This is a genomic window from Streptomyces sp. MNU76, assembly GCF_020982545.1.
Classification (GTDB): Bacteria; Actinomycetota; Actinomycetes; order Streptomycetales; family Streptomycetaceae; genus Streptomyces.
On the sequence record NZ_JAJKLK010000023.1, the window covers coordinates 112,006 to 128,454 of the forward strand.

14 protein-coding genes and 4 pseudogenes are annotated in these 16,449 nt (G+C 71.1%); 9 read left to right on the top strand and 9 right to left on the bottom strand.

Annotation, left to right across the window (positions count from 1 at the left end; genetic code table 11):
- Positions 1-210: 210 nt before the first annotated feature.
- Positions 211-874, bottom strand: a pseudogene (locus E4N62_RS37890) (pentapeptide repeat-containing protein); the annotation flags it as partial.
- A 52-nt stretch (positions 875-926) separates the two neighbouring features.
- Here E4N62_RS37890 and E4N62_RS37895 point away from each other — a divergent pair.
- Positions 927-1,109 (top strand): annotated as a pseudogene (locus tag E4N62_RS37895) (MFS transporter); the annotation flags it as partial.
- 15 nt (positions 1,110-1,124) lie between these two features.
- Here the strand turns inward: E4N62_RS37895 and E4N62_RS37900 are convergent.
- Positions 1,125-1,804: pseudogene (locus E4N62_RS37900) on the bottom strand (NAD(P)/FAD-dependent oxidoreductase); the annotation flags it as partial.
- Between the two features lie 101 nt (positions 1,805-1,905).
- On the opposite strand from E4N62_RS37900, the gene E4N62_RS37905 reads away from it, so the two are divergent.
- Positions 1,906-2,784, top strand: coding sequence for an aminoglycoside phosphotransferase family protein (locus E4N62_RS37905; RefSeq protein WP_230221916.1), 879 nt, complete (start codon positions 1,906-1,908; stop codon positions 2,782-2,784).
- A 25-nt stretch (positions 2,785-2,809) separates the two neighbouring features.
- Here E4N62_RS37905 and E4N62_RS37910 read toward each other — a convergent pair whose 3' ends face one another.
- Positions 2,810-3,073: a hypothetical protein gene (locus E4N62_RS37910; RefSeq protein WP_230221918.1), complete on the bottom strand. Its 264-nt coding sequence runs from the start codon at positions 3,071-3,073 to the stop codon at positions 2,810-2,812.
- A gap of 441 nt (positions 3,074-3,514) precedes the next feature.
- Positions 3,515-4,247: pseudogene (locus E4N62_RS37915) on the bottom strand (ion transporter); the annotation flags it as partial.
- 394 nt (positions 4,248-4,641) lie between these two features.
- Between E4N62_RS37915 and E4N62_RS37920 the strand changes: the two are divergent.
- From E4N62_RS37920 to E4N62_RS37930, 3 genes are all read left to right on the top strand, one after another.
- Positions 4,642-5,673, top strand: a complete 1,032-nt coding sequence (locus E4N62_RS37920; protein ID WP_230221920.1) for a TerC family protein — start codon at positions 4,642-4,644, stop codon at positions 5,671-5,673.
- Positions 5,674-6,478: 805 nt separating this feature from the next.
- Positions 6,479-7,363 (top strand): universal stress protein, encoded by an 885-nt coding sequence (locus tag E4N62_RS37925; protein ID WP_230221922.1) that lies wholly within the window; start codon positions 6,479-6,481, stop codon positions 7,361-7,363.
- 38 nt (positions 7,364-7,401) lie between these two features.
- A complete protein-coding gene (locus E4N62_RS37930) occupies positions 7,402-8,697 on the top strand; it encodes a hemolysin family protein (RefSeq protein WP_230221924.1) in 1,296 nt (431 codons plus the stop codon).
- A gap of 216 nt (positions 8,698-8,913) precedes the next feature.
- Here E4N62_RS37930 and E4N62_RS37935 read toward each other — a convergent pair whose 3' ends face one another.
- Both E4N62_RS37935 and E4N62_RS37940 read right to left on the bottom strand, forming a co-directional pair.
- On the bottom strand, positions 8,914-9,939 hold the full coding sequence (locus E4N62_RS37935; protein WP_230221926.1) for a hemolysin family protein: 1,026 nt from the start codon (positions 9,937-9,939) through the stop codon (positions 8,914-8,916).
- Positions 9,936-11,270 (bottom strand): hemolysin family protein, encoded by a 1,335-nt coding sequence (locus E4N62_RS37940; RefSeq protein WP_230221928.1) that lies wholly within the window; start codon positions 11,268-11,270, stop codon positions 9,936-9,938. Before E4N62_RS37940 ends, E4N62_RS37935 begins: the two co-directional genes overlap by 4 nt.
- A gap of 448 nt (positions 11,271-11,718) precedes the next feature.
- On the opposite strand from E4N62_RS37940, the gene E4N62_RS37945 reads away from it, so the two are divergent.
- The 4 genes from E4N62_RS37945 (at position 11,719) to E4N62_RS37960 (ending at position 13,954) form a co-directional block, all read left to right on the top strand.
- A complete protein-coding gene (locus E4N62_RS37945; protein WP_230221930.1) occupies positions 11,719-11,940 on the top strand; it encodes a hypothetical protein in 222 nt (73 codons plus the stop codon).
- A 90-nt stretch (positions 11,941-12,030) separates the two neighbouring features.
- Entirely contained in the window at positions 12,031-13,092 is a 1,062-nt protein-coding gene (locus E4N62_RS37950) for a sporulation protein (protein WP_230222088.1), read from the top strand.
- Positions 13,093-13,204: 112 nt separating this feature from the next.
- On the top strand, positions 13,205-13,660 hold the full coding sequence (locus E4N62_RS37955) for a tellurite resistance TerB family protein (RefSeq protein ID WP_230221932.1): 456 nt from the start codon (positions 13,205-13,207) through the stop codon (positions 13,658-13,660).
- Between the two features lie 30 nt (positions 13,661-13,690).
- Complete coding sequence (locus E4N62_RS37960; RefSeq protein ID WP_230221934.1) at positions 13,691-13,954, top strand: GlsB/YeaQ/YmgE family stress response membrane protein; 264 nt, start codon at positions 13,691-13,693, stop codon at positions 13,952-13,954.
- Positions 13,955-14,027: 73 nt separating this feature from the next.
- Here the strand turns inward: E4N62_RS37960 and E4N62_RS37965 are convergent, their stop codons facing one another.
- The 3 genes from E4N62_RS37965 to E4N62_RS37975 are packed head-to-tail and all read right to left on the bottom strand — an operon-like array spanning position 14,028 to position 15,848.
- Positions 14,028-14,957, bottom strand: coding sequence for a M56 family metallopeptidase (locus E4N62_RS37965; RefSeq protein ID WP_230221935.1), 930 nt, complete (start codon positions 14,955-14,957; stop codon positions 14,028-14,030).
- A 5-nt stretch (positions 14,958-14,962) separates the two neighbouring features.
- Positions 14,963-15,367 (bottom strand): BlaI/MecI/CopY family transcriptional regulator, encoded by a 405-nt coding sequence (locus E4N62_RS37970; RefSeq protein ID WP_230221938.1) that lies wholly within the window; start codon positions 15,365-15,367, stop codon positions 14,963-14,965.
- Positions 15,368-15,416: 49 nt separating this feature from the next.
- Positions 15,417-15,848: a BlaI/MecI/CopY family transcriptional regulator gene (locus tag E4N62_RS37975; RefSeq protein ID WP_230221940.1), complete on the bottom strand. Its 432-nt coding sequence runs from the start codon at positions 15,846-15,848 to the stop codon at positions 15,417-15,419.
- Positions 15,849-16,449: the final 601 nt, after the last annotated feature.

Genomic DNA, 16,449 nt, shown 5'->3' on the forward strand with positions numbered 1-16,449 from the left:
TCTGCGGGTGCGTGGGGCTTCTCGCGCGGTTCCCCGCGCCCCTGAAAGGGCCGCAGGCCCTGACGGGCCCACGGCCCTTTCGGGCCGAAAAAGCAGGGGCGGAGCCCCGCTTTTCAGGGGCGCGGGGAACCGCGCGAGACGCCCCACGCACCCGCACCCGCCAACGCACCCGAACCCCCGGGCTATCAGGCGCCCGCACCGCACCCCCTCACCCTCCACCCGAATCCCCATCTCCCCGCCAACACCGGCGCCAGATCCACCAACTGAGCCGCACTGATCACGGCCCCCGACAACCGCCCCACCCCCGAGCGATCTCCACCACCGCCGCCTCCCGCAGATCCACATCCACCAGACTCACCCCACTCAGATCCGCCCCCCGCAAGGCACACCCCACAAACGCGACCCGCTCCAGCCGCGCACCCCCGAAGTCCGGCTCCACCAGCACACAGTCCTCGAACACGACATCCTTGAGCCGCGCCTCCCGCAGATTCAGGAAGTCGATCTTCCCCCCACGCACCAGCACCCGCTCCAGCACGGCCCCGTGCAACCGCACCCCACCGAGCCGAGCCTCCACCACCTCGACATCCCGCAACGTCGCCTCGGACAGATCCGTCCCGACGCCCCGTATCCCCGTGAGGACGGAGTCGAGCACCCGCGCGCGGTGCAGTCGCGTCTCGTCCAGCGCGCACCCGGTCAGCGCGCAGTCCATGAACCGCGCACCCCCGCCGTCCTGCCCGACGAAGTCCTCCTCGCGGAACTCCAGCCCGTCGTAGTCCCCGTCGGGCTCCAGCTCACCGCCCGCGTACGTCTCCAGCACCGGCAACCGCACCTCCGGCCGCCGCGCCGCCTTCACCACCGACCTCGCCCTCACCATCCCCCCATCGTGCACCCCACCACTGACAATCCCGCCGACCACGCCCCGACCCCTGCCCCGCCCCCGTCCACACCCCTCACCGTCATCTGCGGCGGCTTCGCCGGCCTCACCCGGGCGCCCCGGGACCGCCGAGGTCACGGGCACCGAGACGCTCCCCGACCCCCGCCGCTGGTGGTCCCTCGTCGTCATCGCGCTCGCCCAGCTGATGGTGATCCTGGACGCGACGATCGTGAGCGGGGAGGTACGCGATCTACCGCCCCGCCACCCGGTCCGCCCACCGCGCCAACCGCGACGACTCCCCGCTGTGGGAGGCGGTCTCGCGTCGGTCGGCGGTGCGGTAGGTCGCGTACATCCCCTGCACGCCCAGCCAACGGAACGGCTCCGGCTCCCACTTGCGCACCCGGTGGTTCACCCACGGCAGCGAGGTCAGCTCGGTGGCGCCGCCCTGCCCGGAGTCCCGCCGGACGAGGTCGCGCAGGGTGCGGCCCGCGAGGTTGGTCGTGGCGACCCCGGAGCCGACGTAACCGCCCGCCCAGCCGAGCCCCGTGGCCCGGTCCAGCGTGACCGTCGCGCACCAGTCGCGCGGCACCCCAGCACCCCCGACCAGGCGTGCTCGACGCGCACCCCGGTCAGCGAGGGGAAGAAGCGCACCAGGATCTCGTGGAGCGCCTCGATCGTCGCGGGCTGCGTACGCCCGTCGTTGTCGGTCCGCGACCCGAACCGGTACGGCACCCCGCGCCCGCCGAGCGCGATCCGGTCGTCGGCGGTGCGCTGGGCGTACATATAGGCGTGCGCCATGTCGCCGAGCGTCTCGCGCCCCTCCCAGCCGATCTCCGCCCACTGCCCGGCGGTCAGCGGCGCGGTGGCGATCATCGAGGAGTTCATCGGCAGCCAGGTCCGCAGCTGCCCCTTGAGGTTCGCCGTGAACCCCTGCCGGCGGGCCCTGTCCTCTACGGATTCCGTGGTGTACGGGCCTCTGGAGGCCGGAAATCCAAAGGACTCCGGGCGGGGGCGCGCGTAGGGTCGGCAGCATGATCGATGTTCCGGAGGAACTGGCCGAGACTCAGGAAGAGATCAACGGAGAGACGGGCCGCAGATTCATCGCGAACCTCCCGCGCCTGGCCGCCGACTTCCTGGACCGCTGGGGCCTGCGCCTCGACGGCCGCCCCATGCACGGCATGTGCGCGCTGATCCTGCCGGTGGTCCGCACGGCCGACGGCACCCCTGCGGTGGTGAAGCTCCAGATCCTCGACGACGAGAGCGAGGGCGAACCGATCGCCCTGCGCGTCTGGAACGGCGACGGGGCGGTACGGCTCCTGGACCACGACCCCGACACGGGCACGATGCTGCTCGAACGCCTCGACCCGGCCCGCATGCTCTCCCACGAGCCGGACACCCACCGGGCCGTCGAAGTCATCGCCCGCCTCCTGGCCCACCTGACCGCCACCCCGGCCCCACCGGCCGTACGCCGCCTCTCCGACATCGCGACGGACATGCTGGAGCGCACCCCCGCGGTCCTGGCCCGTATCCAGGACCCCACGGACCGCCGTCTGATCGCGGACTGCGCGGCGGCGCTCCGCGAGGTCATGGCCGAGCCCGGTGACCGCCTCCTCCACTGGGACCTGCACTTCGACAACGTCCTGGGCGCCGACCGCTCCCCCTGGCTGGCCATCGACCCCAAGCCCCTGTCCGGCGACCCCGGCTTCGACCTCTGGCCGGCCCTCGACAACCGCTTCGACCCGTCCGACGTCCACTGGCGCTTCGACGCGATGACGGAGGTCCTGAACCTGAACCGCGAACGGGCGAGGTCCTGGACCCTCGCCCGCTTCCTCCAGAACGCGATCTGGGAGATCGAGGAAAACCGCTCCCTCGATCCCGAAGACCTGGAACTGGGCCGCCGCCTCCGCTGACCCGTCCCAGCCGAGCGGGGTGGACTCAGCGCCAGTCGTCGATCACCCAGGCGTCCGGACGGCTGTAGCCGGGTTCGTTGGGCCTGTGCATGGTCACGCCTTGCGGCCAGGGACGGAACCCGCGGTCGGCCATGCGCCGACAGGCATCCTCGCGGGCCAGATTCATCCCGGCGTCCAACTGCCCCAGGCCCTTCTCGACGGCCAGTTGCTCGCACGCGTCCAGCAGCCGTTCGAATCGCTCCGCTCCGTCCGGACCGGGGCGTACGGCACCGAACCTGACGAAGCACACGTCCTCACCGGCCTCCGACCCCGCTCCGCAGTGGCAGACGGCCAGAGTCGTCGAGGTCGGAGTCGGCGCCCTGGAGAAGGACGGTGTCACCGAGCCCCACTGGCAGCGGACGCGCGTTCGTGGCGAGTCCCGAACTCGTGCCTGACGCGCCGTCGGAATTCCTGCCGTGTGGATTCTCCGCGGCACCGCCCCACCGGAGTACGCCGCCGCTCTCAGCCCACTGCAGGGGGAGCCGCCTGCGGCGGCACGTTTCAGTCGGTGTCCGGTCGAAGCGGGGGCGCGGTGGCCGCTGCGGTGGGGGCCGCCTCCTCACGGGGGCGGGTGTGGCCAGGGCGGCCAGTTCGGCTTCCAGAGCGTCGAGTGCCCGGCGGGCTGTGGCTATGCGCTCGTGCAGGCGCTGGGCCTCGGGTGTGGAGGATCGTTCCTGGGACTGCCGGGCTGGTGCCTCGACTTCGCGGGCTTCTTCGAGAGAGTTGAGGACGACGCCGATGAGGAGGTTGACCAGAACGAAGGAGCCGAGCAGGACGTAGGAGGCGAAGTAGAGGATGGTCCAGCGGGAGATTTCCAGGCCCGCGCGGACGGCGTCGCCGAGACCGTCGAGGGTGATGAGCAGGAAGAGGGTGAGAACGGCGCGGCCCAGCGAGCCGTAGTGCTCGGGGTCGTCGTCGGCGAAGAACACCCAGCCGACCATGGCGTACACATACAGCAGCAGCGTCCCGACCAGCAGGAAACTCAAGGTTCCCGGCAGGCTCTTGCCGACGGCCACGATCACGATCCGCAGTTGGGGCAGGAAGCGCGCCGCGCGTGCCACCCTGGCCAGCCGGATCAGCCGCAGCACAGTCGCGTTCTCGCGGGCGAAGGGGAGGAAGGCCGCGGTGACGACGAGCAGGTCGAAGACGTTCCACGGATCGCGGAGGAAGTCCTTGGGGCGGTCGGCGTGGGCGGCGGCCCGCAGCAGAATCTCGGCGGCGAACGCGGCGAGGAAGGCAAGCTCTGCGGCGTGAAGGACGCTGTGCCATTCGTCCACGATGCCGGCGTAGGTTTCGATGCCCAGCAGCGCGGCATTGCCCGCGATGAGGCAGAAGACGGCGGTGGTGAACGCCGCCGAGTCCACGAGGCGGCGGCTGCGGTCGGCGAGGGCGTGCCGTAACTGTGCGGCGGTCCGTTCGGACATGGGGTGATTCGGTTCCTCGCAGACCTGTTCTGGCACTCCGACAGGTGTGGATCTTAAAGGGTGTTGACGCCGGGCCCGACTGCGCCGGGTGGGATCGGGCCGCTCCTGCCCCGACCGAGATCAGCGGCCGGCGGCGGGCCGCTGAGGCACTCGGCCCTCCCGGCGATCGACGTGAGGACGTGCTGCAGGTCGTCCTCGGTAGCCGCAGCGGCGCATGCCGTGTCCGTCCGGGAGCTTTCGCGGACGATGCCCTCGCGTCCCGAGCGGACGGCCGTGGGAGTCACTCACCGTCGCGTTTGTCGACGGGGTGCCACCGTCGACGGGGAGACAAGCGTCGACGAATGTTCCAGACTCGAATCAGGGTTGCCTGGTCGCTCGCGTGAGGGGTCCGACCGTGCATGATGTGCCGCTGTGGCTGTGGATGACGTTCGCCGTCACCGTGATCGTGTCGTTGGCCGTCGATCTGCTCGCGCACCGGCGGGCGCATGTCATCGAGTTCCGGGAGGCCGCCGCCTGGAGCGGGGTATGGGTGGGACTGGCGATCGTTTTCGGTGCCGTCGTCTTCCTGGTGGTCGGAACGACCGCCGGCACCGAGTACACCACCGCGTGGCTGCTGGAGAAGAGCCTGTCGGTGGACAACCTCTTCGTCTTCGCGGTGATCTTCGCCTACTTCAAGGTACCCCGCGCCTACCAGCACCGGGTCCTGTTCTTCGGCGTGATGGGTGCTCTCGTCTTCCGCGGGATCTTCCTGTCCCTGGGGGTCGCCGTTGTCAGCCGCTTCACCGCGGTGCTGTTCGCCTTCGCAGCAGTCCTCTTCTACAGCACCTACAAGCTTCTCAAGGGCGACGAGGAGAGCTTCGACCCGAGCAGGAGCATCGCCCTGCGGCTGCTCCGCAAGATCATCCCTGTCCGGGACGAGTACGCGGGCATGAAGTTCTTCGTCAAAGAGGGCGGAAAACGCGTCGCCACCCCGCTCCTCGCGGTGGTCGCCGCGATCGAGGCGGCCGACCTGGTCTTCGCCGTCGACAGCGTGCCCGCCGTCCTCGCCGTCAGCGACGACGCCTTCATCGTCTACACCAGCAACGCCTTCGCCATCCTGGGCCTGCGGGCCCTGTATTTCATGCTCGCGGGCCTGCTGGACCGCTTCCACTACCTCAGCAAGGGCCTCGCGATCATTCTGGCCTTCATCGGCGTCAAGCTCATCCTCCAGGCGTCCCACAAAATGATCAGCCCCAGCATCCCGGAAATACCTTCACCGGTCAGTCTGGCGGTCATCGTCGTCGTCCTGGCCGCCTCCGTCACACTCAGCCTGCTGCGCCCCGCGCCGCCCCGTCCCGGCCCTGATGCTCAGCAGGAGGGCGCAGACCGAAGGCCGGATGAGACTGCCGAACCTCCGCGGCACGTCGATCCCTCCGACGAGGGCTGACCGCGCCGCGCCTGCCGGAACAATCGGGCAGACGATGGCCTTTGCTACCGAAGCGCCCTATTGTTAAAGAATGAGCAAAGCCGAGCACGAGGCCGGCCCGCGAGGGGTACTTGCGTGCCCGGTCTGCGAGAACCCCCTGCCCATGATCATCAAAAAGCGGCACAAGACCCTCGGGATCTTTGTACCTGTCTGGGCCCCTGGCCCCTGCCGCAACCCTGACTGCCCCGAGTATCTGGAGAAGCCCGAGCTCGGGAAGCCCGAAAGCCGCTGACACCCTGCCCAGAACGCACGGAGGCCGATGCCCATGGGTCGATGCGCGACGGTTGCGCACAGGCGCACGGCAGCAGTGGATTCGGGCCCGACGGGCACCCGCGGCCTGCGGACCTCGCCTGAGGTCGGCGGCGTCCGTCACAGCCGGCAGGGCAGCCGACCCTCACGGCTCGCCGGATGAATGCGGGTCGGCCGCGGAGCCGTCCGAGGGACCACGAACAACGAAGCCAGCCTGTGACATCGAGCCTGACCTCGAAGGTGCGTGACGGTCCGCCGACGGAGTCGGTGGACCGTCTTCGTGCTGTGGACTGAGGCTGCGCAGGCCGACGACCCGAGTGTCGCCCAGGAATGGCGCCGGATTCCACTGCTCCGGGTGCTGAGGTGCTGGTCGAACTGGTTCCGCGACATCGCGGTCACACCGGCCGACCGGAGCCGGGCGGCATGCGTGACGGCCGCCAGGCCTGTGGCGACGGCCGGGAACCTGCATGAGTCTGGAGATGCTGTGCCGTGCTCTGTGCGGGATGGGAGAGGACATATGAGCGGACCCGTCGTGGTGGGTGTGGACGGCTCGGAGTCGAGTCTGGCCGCAGCGGAGGCCGCGGCGGGCGCGGCATCGATCCGCGGGATCGGGCTGCGGGTGGTGCACGCGTTCGTCTGGCCGGGCCTGCACGCACCGCTCGGGTCGTCGCCCCTGGGGCCGGCCGGGGGCGAGCTGCACCAGCTGGTCGGACGCACGGTGGCGGAAGCGGTCGAGCGGGCCCGTGCTGTGGCCCCGGAGGTGAACGTCTCCCACGCCGTGATCGGCGGTGAGCCGGTAGGGGTGCTGGCGGCGCAGTCGCGTGCGGCGGCACTGGTCGTGGTCGGCAGCCGGGGGCTGGGCACGTTCAACAGTCTGCTGCTGGGGTCGGTGGCCGTGCACCTGGCCGCTCACGGGCACTGTCCGGTCATGGTCGTACGGGGTCGGCCGGATCCCACCGGCCCCGTGCTGCTGGCCGTCGACGGCTCCCCCGCCGGGGAGAGGGCGGTCGACTTCGCCTTCGCCGAGGCTTCGCTACGGGGTGCGCCTCTTCTCGCTCTCCACGCGTGGAGCACCTGGACCGAGCGTGTGCACCACGGCCCCGGGAACCCGCCGCCCACCGTGCTGTACGACGTGGACCGGCTCCGCGGCGAGGAGGAGCAGCTGCTGGCCGAGGCGCTGTCCGGTCACCTCCCCCGGTACCCCGACGTCACGATCCGCCGCCGCCTGGTGCACGACCGCGCCCGTCCGGCGCTGATCGAGGCGAGCGAGAGCGCCCAGCTCGTCGTCGTCGGGGCGCGGGGCCGGGGCGGCTTCGCGGGGCTGCTGCTGGGCTCGGTCAGCCAGGCCCTCCTGCACCACGCGCACTGCCCCGTCATCGTCGTCCGGTCCGACCTGCCCTGACCGGGCAGAGCAGCGAGAGAGGGCGGCAACCTGACGTCATGGACAGCCACGTGTTCGACCTTGTACTCATCGCGGCACTAATCATGATCAACGCGCTGCTCGCCGGCAGCGAGATCGCGCTGATCTCGCTGCGGGAGAGCCAGCTGCGGCGCCTGCGCCGTCGCGGCGGGGCGCGCGCGGTCCGGTTGGCCCGGCTGGCTCAGGATCCGAACCGGTTCCTGGCCACCATCCAGATCGGCATCACCCTGGCCGGATTCCTCGCCTCGGCCACGGCGGCCGTGTCGCTGGCCGAGCTCCTGGTCCCTGTGCTCGGCTTCGCCGGACGGGCCGCCGAACCGGTGGCTGTCGCCCTGGTGACCTTGGCGCTGACTTTCGTCACCCTGGTCGTGGGTGAGCTGGCGCCCAAACGGCTGGCCATGCAGTTCGCCGAACCATGGGCACTGCGGGCAGCCAAGCCTCTGGACCTTCTGGCCGTCGTCTCCCGGCCTGCCGTCTGGGCCCTGGGCCGGGCCACCGACCTGACTGTCCGCCTGCTCGGGGGCGATCCCGGAGCAGGCAAGCAGCCTCCGACCCCCGAGGAACTGCGGGACCTGGTGACCGGTCACCGTGGACTGACCGCCGAGCAGCGCACCATCATCTCCAGCGCCCTGGAGATCCACGAGCGCCCCCTGCGCGCCGTCCTCGTACCACGCCGTGCCGTGTTCACCGTCCCGGCCGACATGTCGGCCGGCCAGGCCCGTATCGCGCTGGCCGGTTCGGGGCACTCGCGGGCGCCGGTCGTACCCGCCGGACGCTTCGACGAGGTCCTCGGCGTGGTGCACCTGCGCGACCTGACCACGGGCGACCAGGCCGCACCGGTCGCCGAACTGGCCCGCCCCGCCACTCATTTCCCCGACTTCATGAAACTCTCCGAAGCGCTGAGGCGCTTCATGAGCACGCACCAGCAGTTCGCGCTCGTCGTCGACGAACACGGCTCCGTCGAGGGCATCGTCACCCTCGAAGACCTCCTGGAAGAGATCGTCGGAGAGATCTACGACGAGACCGACCGCGACGAGATGACCGCCCGCGCCCAGCCCGACGGATCCCTGCTCGTGCCCGGCGGCTTCCCCGTCCACGATCTGCCCGACATCGGCGTGGATGTCGGCGACCTCGCCCATGGCCCCTACACCACCGTCGCCGGTCTCGTCCTGGCCCGGCTCGGACACCTGCCCCAGTACCCCGGCGACCATGTCCGGGCCGCCGACTGGGACATCGAAGTCACCGCCATCGCCCACCACGCCATCAGCACTGTCCGGCTGCGCCGGCACGCCACCGACCAGACCGGGGCGCCGTGAGACGTCCGACGCGTCCCGCCTGAGAGCCGAAGCGCCGGATCGCCCGGGCGGGAGAGCGCTCGGAAGCTGCAGCGACACCCGAGCCGAGGCGGCTTCGACACCCTGCCGGCGAAGGAGTCCGGGGCGCGGCCCCGTTCAGCCGCGCCCGGCCGGTCAGGTCTGTCCTTGCCACAGTGGTCTGGCCAGCAGGCTGACCATTCCGGCCGCGGGGGCGGCTCAGGCCGCTGCGGACGGGCTGGGGCCCACCAGCTCCTCCAGAACGTCCTCCATGGTGACGAAGCCGATGACGGTGCCCTTCTCGCCGGTGACAGCGGCCAGGTGGGTGCCGGCCGCGCGCATGGCGGTCATGGTGTCGTCCAGCGGAGTGTCGATCTCGACCTGGATGACCGGGTGCAGGGCGCTGCGCGGGAAGGGCCGGGTGCGCTCGGCGACGCCCAGGGCGTCCTTGATGTGGAGGTAGCCCAGCACCTCGTCGGCGGGGCCGGTGACCGGCAGGCGCGAGAACCCGGAGGCCGCGGCGGCGCGTTCCAACTGCTGCGGGGTGGTCTCGTGGCCCACGGTGACCGTCTTGTTCAGCGGCACCAGCACCTCGCCGACCGGGCGGGTGCCCAGCTCCAGGGCGTCCTTGAGGCGTTCGACGTCGGCGGGGTCCAGCAGCCCCGCTTCGCTGGAGTCCTTGACCAGACGGGCGAGTTCGTCGTCGGTGAAGACGGAGGCGACCTCGTCCTTCGGCTCGACCTTCAGCAGCCGCAGCAGCGTGTTGGCGAAGGTGTTGATGCCGAAGATGACCGGCTTCAGCGCCCGGGTGAGGGCCACCAGCGGCGGGCCGAGCAGCAGTGCGGTCGGCGCGGGTGCGGCGAGGGCGATGTTCTTCGGCACCATCTCGCCGATCAGCATGTGCAGATAGGTCGCCGCGGTGAGCGCGATGACGAAGGCGATCGGGTGGATCAGCGCCTCGGGCACGCCGACGGCGTGGAAGGGCGGTTCCAGCAGATGGGCGATGGCGGGTTCGGCGACCGCGCCCAGCACCAGGGAGGAGACGGTGATGCCGAGCTGGGCGGTGGCCATCAGCGCGGACAGGTGCTCGATGCCCCACAGGGTGCTCTTCGCCCGCCGGTTGCCTTGCAGCGCGGCCGGTTCGATCTGGCTGCGTCGCACCGAGATGAGCGCGAACTCGGCGCCGACGAAGAACGCGTTGGTGACCAGGGTGAGTGCGCCGATCAGCAGCTGGATCGTGGTCATCGGGCGTCCTCCGTGCTCGTCCGGGCGGCGGCCGGGGCGGTGATGCGGACCCGGTCGGCCCGGTGGTGCTCGATGTCCAGGACGGCCAGCTGCCAGCCGTCCACGTCTATGCGGTCGGTCAGGGCCGGGATGCGCTCCAGGCGGGTGGCGACCAGTCCGGCCAGCGTCTCGTACGGGCCGTCGGGTGCGGCGAAGCCGATCTCCTCCAGTTCGTCCAGGCGGACGCTGCCGTCGGCCTCCCACACCGGACGGCCGTCCGGGGACGCGGCGACGGGCATCAGGTCGGGCTGCTGGTGCGGGTCGTGTTCGTCGCGGACCTCGCCGACGACCTCCTCGACGATGTCCTCGACCGTGGCGACGCCCGCGGTGCCGCCGTACTCGTCGATGATCACGGCCATGGTGCGGGAGGCGCGCAGCCGTCCCAGCAGCTTGTCGACCGGCAGCGAGTGGGGCACCCGCAGCGGCTCGGTGGCCAGCTCGGTGACCGCGGTGACGGCCCGCTTGCCCTCCTCCAGGGCGAGGACATCGCGGATGTGGACGGTCCCGATGACCTCGTCGAGGCTGTCGCGGTAGACGGGGAAGCGGGACAGGCCGGTGGCCAGGGTGAGGTTCGCCGCGTCCGCCGCGGTGGCGTGGGCTTCCAGGGCCTTCACGTCCACGCGCGGGGTCATGACGTTCTCGGCGGTCAGCTCGGACAGGTGCAGGGTGCGCACGAACAGCTCGGCCGAGTCCGCCTCGATCGCTCCCTCACGGGCGGAGTGCCGGGCGAGTGCGACCAGTTCCTCCGGGGTGCGGGCGGAGGCGAGCTCCTCCTGCGGTTCCAGCCCGAAGCGGCGCACCAGACGGTTCGCGGTGTTGTTCAGATGGCGGATCAGCGGGGCGAACGCGGCGGTGAAGCCGCGCTGCGGGCCGGCCACCGCCTTGGCGACGGTCAACGGGCTGGAGATCGCCCAGTTCTTCGGGACCAGCTCACCGACCACCATCAGCACGACCGTGGCGATCGTGACGCCCAGCAGCGTCGAGACCGTGGAGACCGCGCCGGCCGGCAGGCCGGCCGCCTGAAGCGGGCCGCGCAGCAGCGCGGCCAGCGACGGCTCGGCGAGCATGCCGATCACCAGCGAGGTCACCGTGATGCCCAACTGGGCGCCGGAAAGCTGGAAGGTCAGCGTGCGTACGGCCTTCAGGGCTCCCTCGGCACCGCGCTCACCGGCCGCGGCGGCGCGCTCCAGCTCACCGCGCTCGATCGTGGTCAGGGAGAACTCGGCCGCGACGAACACCGCACACGCCAAGGTGAGCGCCAGGGCCAGGAGCAGGAGCAGGACTTCGGTCACCGTGCCACCCCCGACCCCTCACAGATGTGCGGCGGGCGGGCAATGGCACGGCTGGGACTGGGAGGTTCACCCATGGCGGGTCTGCTGCTCCTTCTTGACTCATCGGATCGGGCGGATCCTGGTGCGGTTCGGTGAGGCGGCTACGCCCGGACCCCCATGGTAAAGGGGCGGCAAAGTCGCCCTGCGGGGACGGCTTCCGCCGCCCGCACGGGTGGTTTTCGGACGTTCCGCCGGGATGTCGTCCGTGCGGGCCACCTCACCCCTATGCTTCTACATGCGTGTAGATAACGCGAGGGGCGGGTCGGATGTTCCCGGGCCGCCCTGCGGGCGACGGGCAGGGACTGGAGGGGCGCGCACCGGTTTGAGCAACACGTCATCCGCAGGTCATGGCCACCCCGGCGGCACGTCGTCCGGCACATCCATTGATGTTTCCCCTGGGAGGGCTGTCGTGGCTTCGATCGACCTGGACAAGGTGCTGGACAAGGCGTGGGCGGACAAGAGCCTGCCGGAGATACTCGCCGCGCCGGTCTCCGCCCTGAAGGGGGTCTCGGACCGGCAGGGCGACCTCCTGCAGGAGGCGTTCGGCATCAAGACGGTCGCCGATCTGGCCGAGCTGAAGTACGCGCGCTGGGCGCAGGCCCTGGCCGCACTCGACACCTCCGCCAAGTAACCCACTCCGCCGGGCGGCGGACCCCCTCTCAGGGTCTGCCGCCCGGTGGGGCCAAGAACCGTACGTACACATGAAGGAGTGAACGCCACGATGGTGTTCAAGCGGCTGCTCGGCTCGCTCGGCGTGGGCGGGCCCACGGTGGACACGGTCCTGGATCCGGGCGCGGTGCTTCCCGGCGGGACCCTGAGCGGGCAGGTCCACCTCAGGGGCGGTGACGCGGACTTCACGATCGAGCACATCACCCTGGAGCTGGTGGCCCGCGTCGAGGCCGAGCACGACGGCGGGGAGTCCGAGGGCGCGGTCGTCTTCGAGCGGTTCACCGTCGGCGGCAGCTTCCGCCTCGCCGCCGGCGAACTGCACAGCGTGCCCTTCAGTGTGATGCTGCCGTGGGAGACCCCCATCACCGAGCTGTACGGGCAGGGTCTGGGCATCGTGCTCGGGGTGCGCACCGAGCTGGCGGTGGCGGGCGCGAAGGACAAGGGCGACCTCGACCAGCTCGCGGTGCGCCCGCTCCCCGCCCAGGAGGCGATCCTGGAGGCGCTCGGGCAGCTCGGTTTCGGCTTCAAGTCCGCGGACCTGGAGCTGGGGCGCATCGGCGGCACCGGCCAACAACTGCCCTTCTACCAGGAGATCGAGCTCACCCCGGCGCCGCAGTACGCGCACCAGATGAACGAGATCGAGGTGACCTTCCTGGCCGGTCCGGCCGGCGTGGAGGTGGTCCTGGAGGCCGACAAGCGCGGCGGACTCTTCTCCGGCAGCCACGACACGGTGTCCCGTTTCACCGTCAGCCACCAGGGCGTCGAGCAGATCGACTGGAGCGCCGAAGTCGACGGCTGGGTCCGCCAGATGGTCGAGCACCGCGCCTCCTACGGTTCTCACGGCTCGTACGGGCACGGCGAGTCGCACCACGGCGGCCACTACGGCCACGGCGCCCCCTACGCCGCCCACGGCAGCCACCCCCACAAGGACGAACACGGTCATGGCGAGGGCCACGGACACCGCTCGGGGCCCGGCATGGGAACCGTGGTAGCGGCCGGCGCGGCGGGCCTCGCCGTCGGTGTGGTCGGCGGCATGGTCGCGGCCGAAGTCGTGGACGAGGTCGGTGACTTCTTCGAGGGCGACGACGAGGACGAAGGGGACGACGAGGGCTGAGGAGCCCTCGCGCCCTTGCCATCCTGATAGCTTCTACATCAATGTAGAAGAAGCGGTTGTCCGGGCCGTACCCCGTCTCGGCCCGGTCTGCCCTGAGACGTGTGGAGTTGGCATGGCCCTGTGGGACCGCATCAAGGAGTCCGCATCGACGATGCAGACCCAACTGAACGCGAAGAAGAACGACCTCAAGAGCGGCGCCTTCCGTGACGCTTCCATGGCGATGTGCGCGCTGGTCGCCGCCGCGGACGGCACGATCGACCCGGCCGAGCGCCGCCGGGTGGCACAGCTGATCGCCACCAACGAAGTGCTGCAGAACTTCGACGCCATGGACCTCCAGCGTCGCTTCGAGGACAATCTGAACAAGCTGACGGCCGACTTCGACTTCGGCAAGGTCAGCGTGCTCCAGGAGATCGCCAAGGCGAAGAAGAAGCCCGCCGAGGCCCGCGCCGTGATCCAGATCGGCATCGTCATCGGCGGCGCCGACGGCGACTTCGACAAGACCGAGCAGGCGATCGTCCGTGAGGCGTGCTTCACCCTTGATCTGCCGCCGCACGAGTTCGACCTCTAAGCCCCAGACGGGGCAGGGAAGGGGACGAGTATGGAGATCTCCGGGATCATCAGTGCCCTCGTGATCGGCGTCATCGTGGGCACGCTGGGCCGACTGGCTCTGCCGGGCCGTCAGCGCATCGGCGTGCTGTGGACGATCGGCGTCGGTATCGCCGCGGCCTTCGTCGGCACCGGCATCGCCGCGGGCCTGGGAGTCGCGGACACCAAGGGCGTCGACTGGATCGAATGGCTCATCCAGATCGGACTCGCCGCCGTGGGCGTGGCCGCTCTCGAACGCTTCAAAGCCCGCCACTGACCTCGCAGCCGGACGGGGCGCTGCCGCCGGACGGGCGGCGGCACCCCTTCTCGCCATGCACGGCCGCCTCCGGCTACATCGGGGTGGCGGCGTGCAGGATGAGGAACAGGGTGACGGCCGCGTTCGCCGAGGACAGCGCCGATACGGTGGTGCCCGCGGCGGCTGTCCAGGCGGCCAGGCCCACCGTGGTGAAGACAGGCGGCCAGATCCGTGCGGCGGGAGCCGGTCCGAGCAGGGCGGCGACCCGACGCGGCACCGGACCGGGGGCCGCGAAGTGCGCGAGCGTGGCGATGGGCGCACCCCGGGAGATCAGCGCGGACTTGCCGATCGCCAGTGCCACGGTGCGCCGGCTGCCCACGGCGGTGGCCGCCTCCTCGTCCGCCCACCGTTCCGCGGAGTACGTGACGGCGGTCCGCAGCGGCCGCAGGAACGGGTTGGCCCGTGCGGCGAGCTGCACGGTGAGCAGGAAGCGGTGGTGGCGGCGGGCGAGATGTGCGCGCTCGTGGGCGAACAGGGCGCGGCGCTCGGCCGAACTGAGCCCGGCCAGCATTCCGGTGGTGACCACGATGCGGTTCCGCCTGCCGGGGAGCGCGTAGGCGTAAGGCAGTTCGTCGGGCAGCACCGCCACCGGCGTGCCCGGCAGGCCCGCGAGGGAGCGTTCGGCTCGGCGGCGCACACGGTGGTGGCGCCACGCCGTCCGCGTACAGGCGGCGAGCACCGCGATCAGGGCGGGGATGGCGGCCTTGCCCGCGATCTCGTCGTAGGGCAGCGCCTCGCGGACCTCTGGGTCGGACCAGCCGTCGGGCAGCGGGTTGCCGGGCAGCTGCGCGGTGCCGACCACCATCAGCAGGGCCAGGCACAGGGTGCTGCACACCGCGAGCACTCCGGCGACGGCCGACAGCAGCCAGGTCGCCGCCCTGGGGTGCAGATGCTGTTCGGCAAGGCGGGCGATGGGCCAGGCCGTTAACGGCAGCACCAGCGGCAGGAAGACGAAGACCCCCATGGCAGTTAGTCATCCTCCCGTTCGGAACCCTGGGCCAGGAGTTCGCGCAGCACCTGTTCGTCCCCCGGCGTCAGGCTGGTCAGGAAGCGGGCCAGGACCGCCTCCCGGTCGCTCTCGGCGTCCAGGACCCTCCGCATCCGCAACGCGGCCAGCCCGGCGGCGTCGGCGACGGCGGTCCACTCGAACGAACGGCCCGCCCGCCGACGGGCGACCGCGCCCTTGGCGTGCAGCCGGGTCAGGATGGTGATCACCGTGGTGTAGGCGAGGGTGCCGCCAAGGCGCTCCTGGACCCAGGCCACGGGAACCGCCCCGGGAGCCTGACCCAGCACGGCGAGCACCTGCCCCTCCAGCTCCCCCTGGCCGCGCCGACGCGGGGACTGCTCGGTACCGCCCCTGTTCTGGTCCGTCATACCGTCAACCTCCCCGTCTCCCGCACCCGCCTGCCGCCGCGGGAGCGGTTCATCGTACTGAGCCCGCCGCCCGCCCGCCCGACGCCGTTTCCCAGATGTCCACTTCCACGAGCCGGGTACGGGGCCCGCCCCGGCAGGGCGGGCCGTCAACTGCCGGTGCCCGTGCTTGTGGTGGGCCCAGTCTCAGCCGCAGCGACCGTTCCTCGTCCGGGGACGGTTCGGCGACGAACCGGCTGAGCAGGGCGCCCCGGTCACTCTCCTCGTCGAGGACCTGGTGCATGCACCGGGCAGCCGGCCCCGCCGCGTCGACGACGGCACCCCACACGGAGGAGCGCCCCTCGCGGCGACGAACCACGACCTGCCTGCCGTGCGACCGCGTCAGCGTGGTCACGACCGTGGTGCAGGCGAGGGCGGGGTCGACCTGTTCGCGTACCCAGCCGGCCGTCACCGGCCCCGGCGCCCCGACCAGGGCGGCCGGCACACCGGCCGCCGGACCGGCGGACGAGAGGAAGAGGTACGTGGACAGACAGCCTGGCGCGCACCCCGCGCACCCCGCGCACCCGCGCACCCCGCGGGCCCGATGCCCGACCCCAAGGACACCGGGCCCCCAACGGCTACGGCACACCCGGCAGGGCCGCTCAGGCAGGCGAACCGCTGCGCGTGACCGGCCGCCATGAACGTCATCGGCACCGGCAGCACGCCCGGGACAGACCACCGCCACCTGCCCGCCCGGCCTCGGACAGCGGGCACATTCGCTGAGCGCCCGCCTCACGACCTCCGTCTCCGTCACCACCGATCAGGACCCGGCCGCCACGCCCGGGAGGCGCCCCTCACCATCGGCTCCGGCCGCCCCGGCCTGCGCGGCTGACCAGCCCGGAACCACCACACCGTTCCTGAAAACTGAGCAGGAGTGAACCTGACTCAGCCGCACGCCCCGAACGGTCTTGAGCGCACTGGTCCCTGGCGTACTCAACCCCGAGGCAGCGACACGCATCCTGTGCGTGGTCCGATCCCGGGAGGCCGGTGTGCGACCTGGCCAAGTGGATACGGCCAGCGGCGACGGGGAGGCCCCGAACCATCTC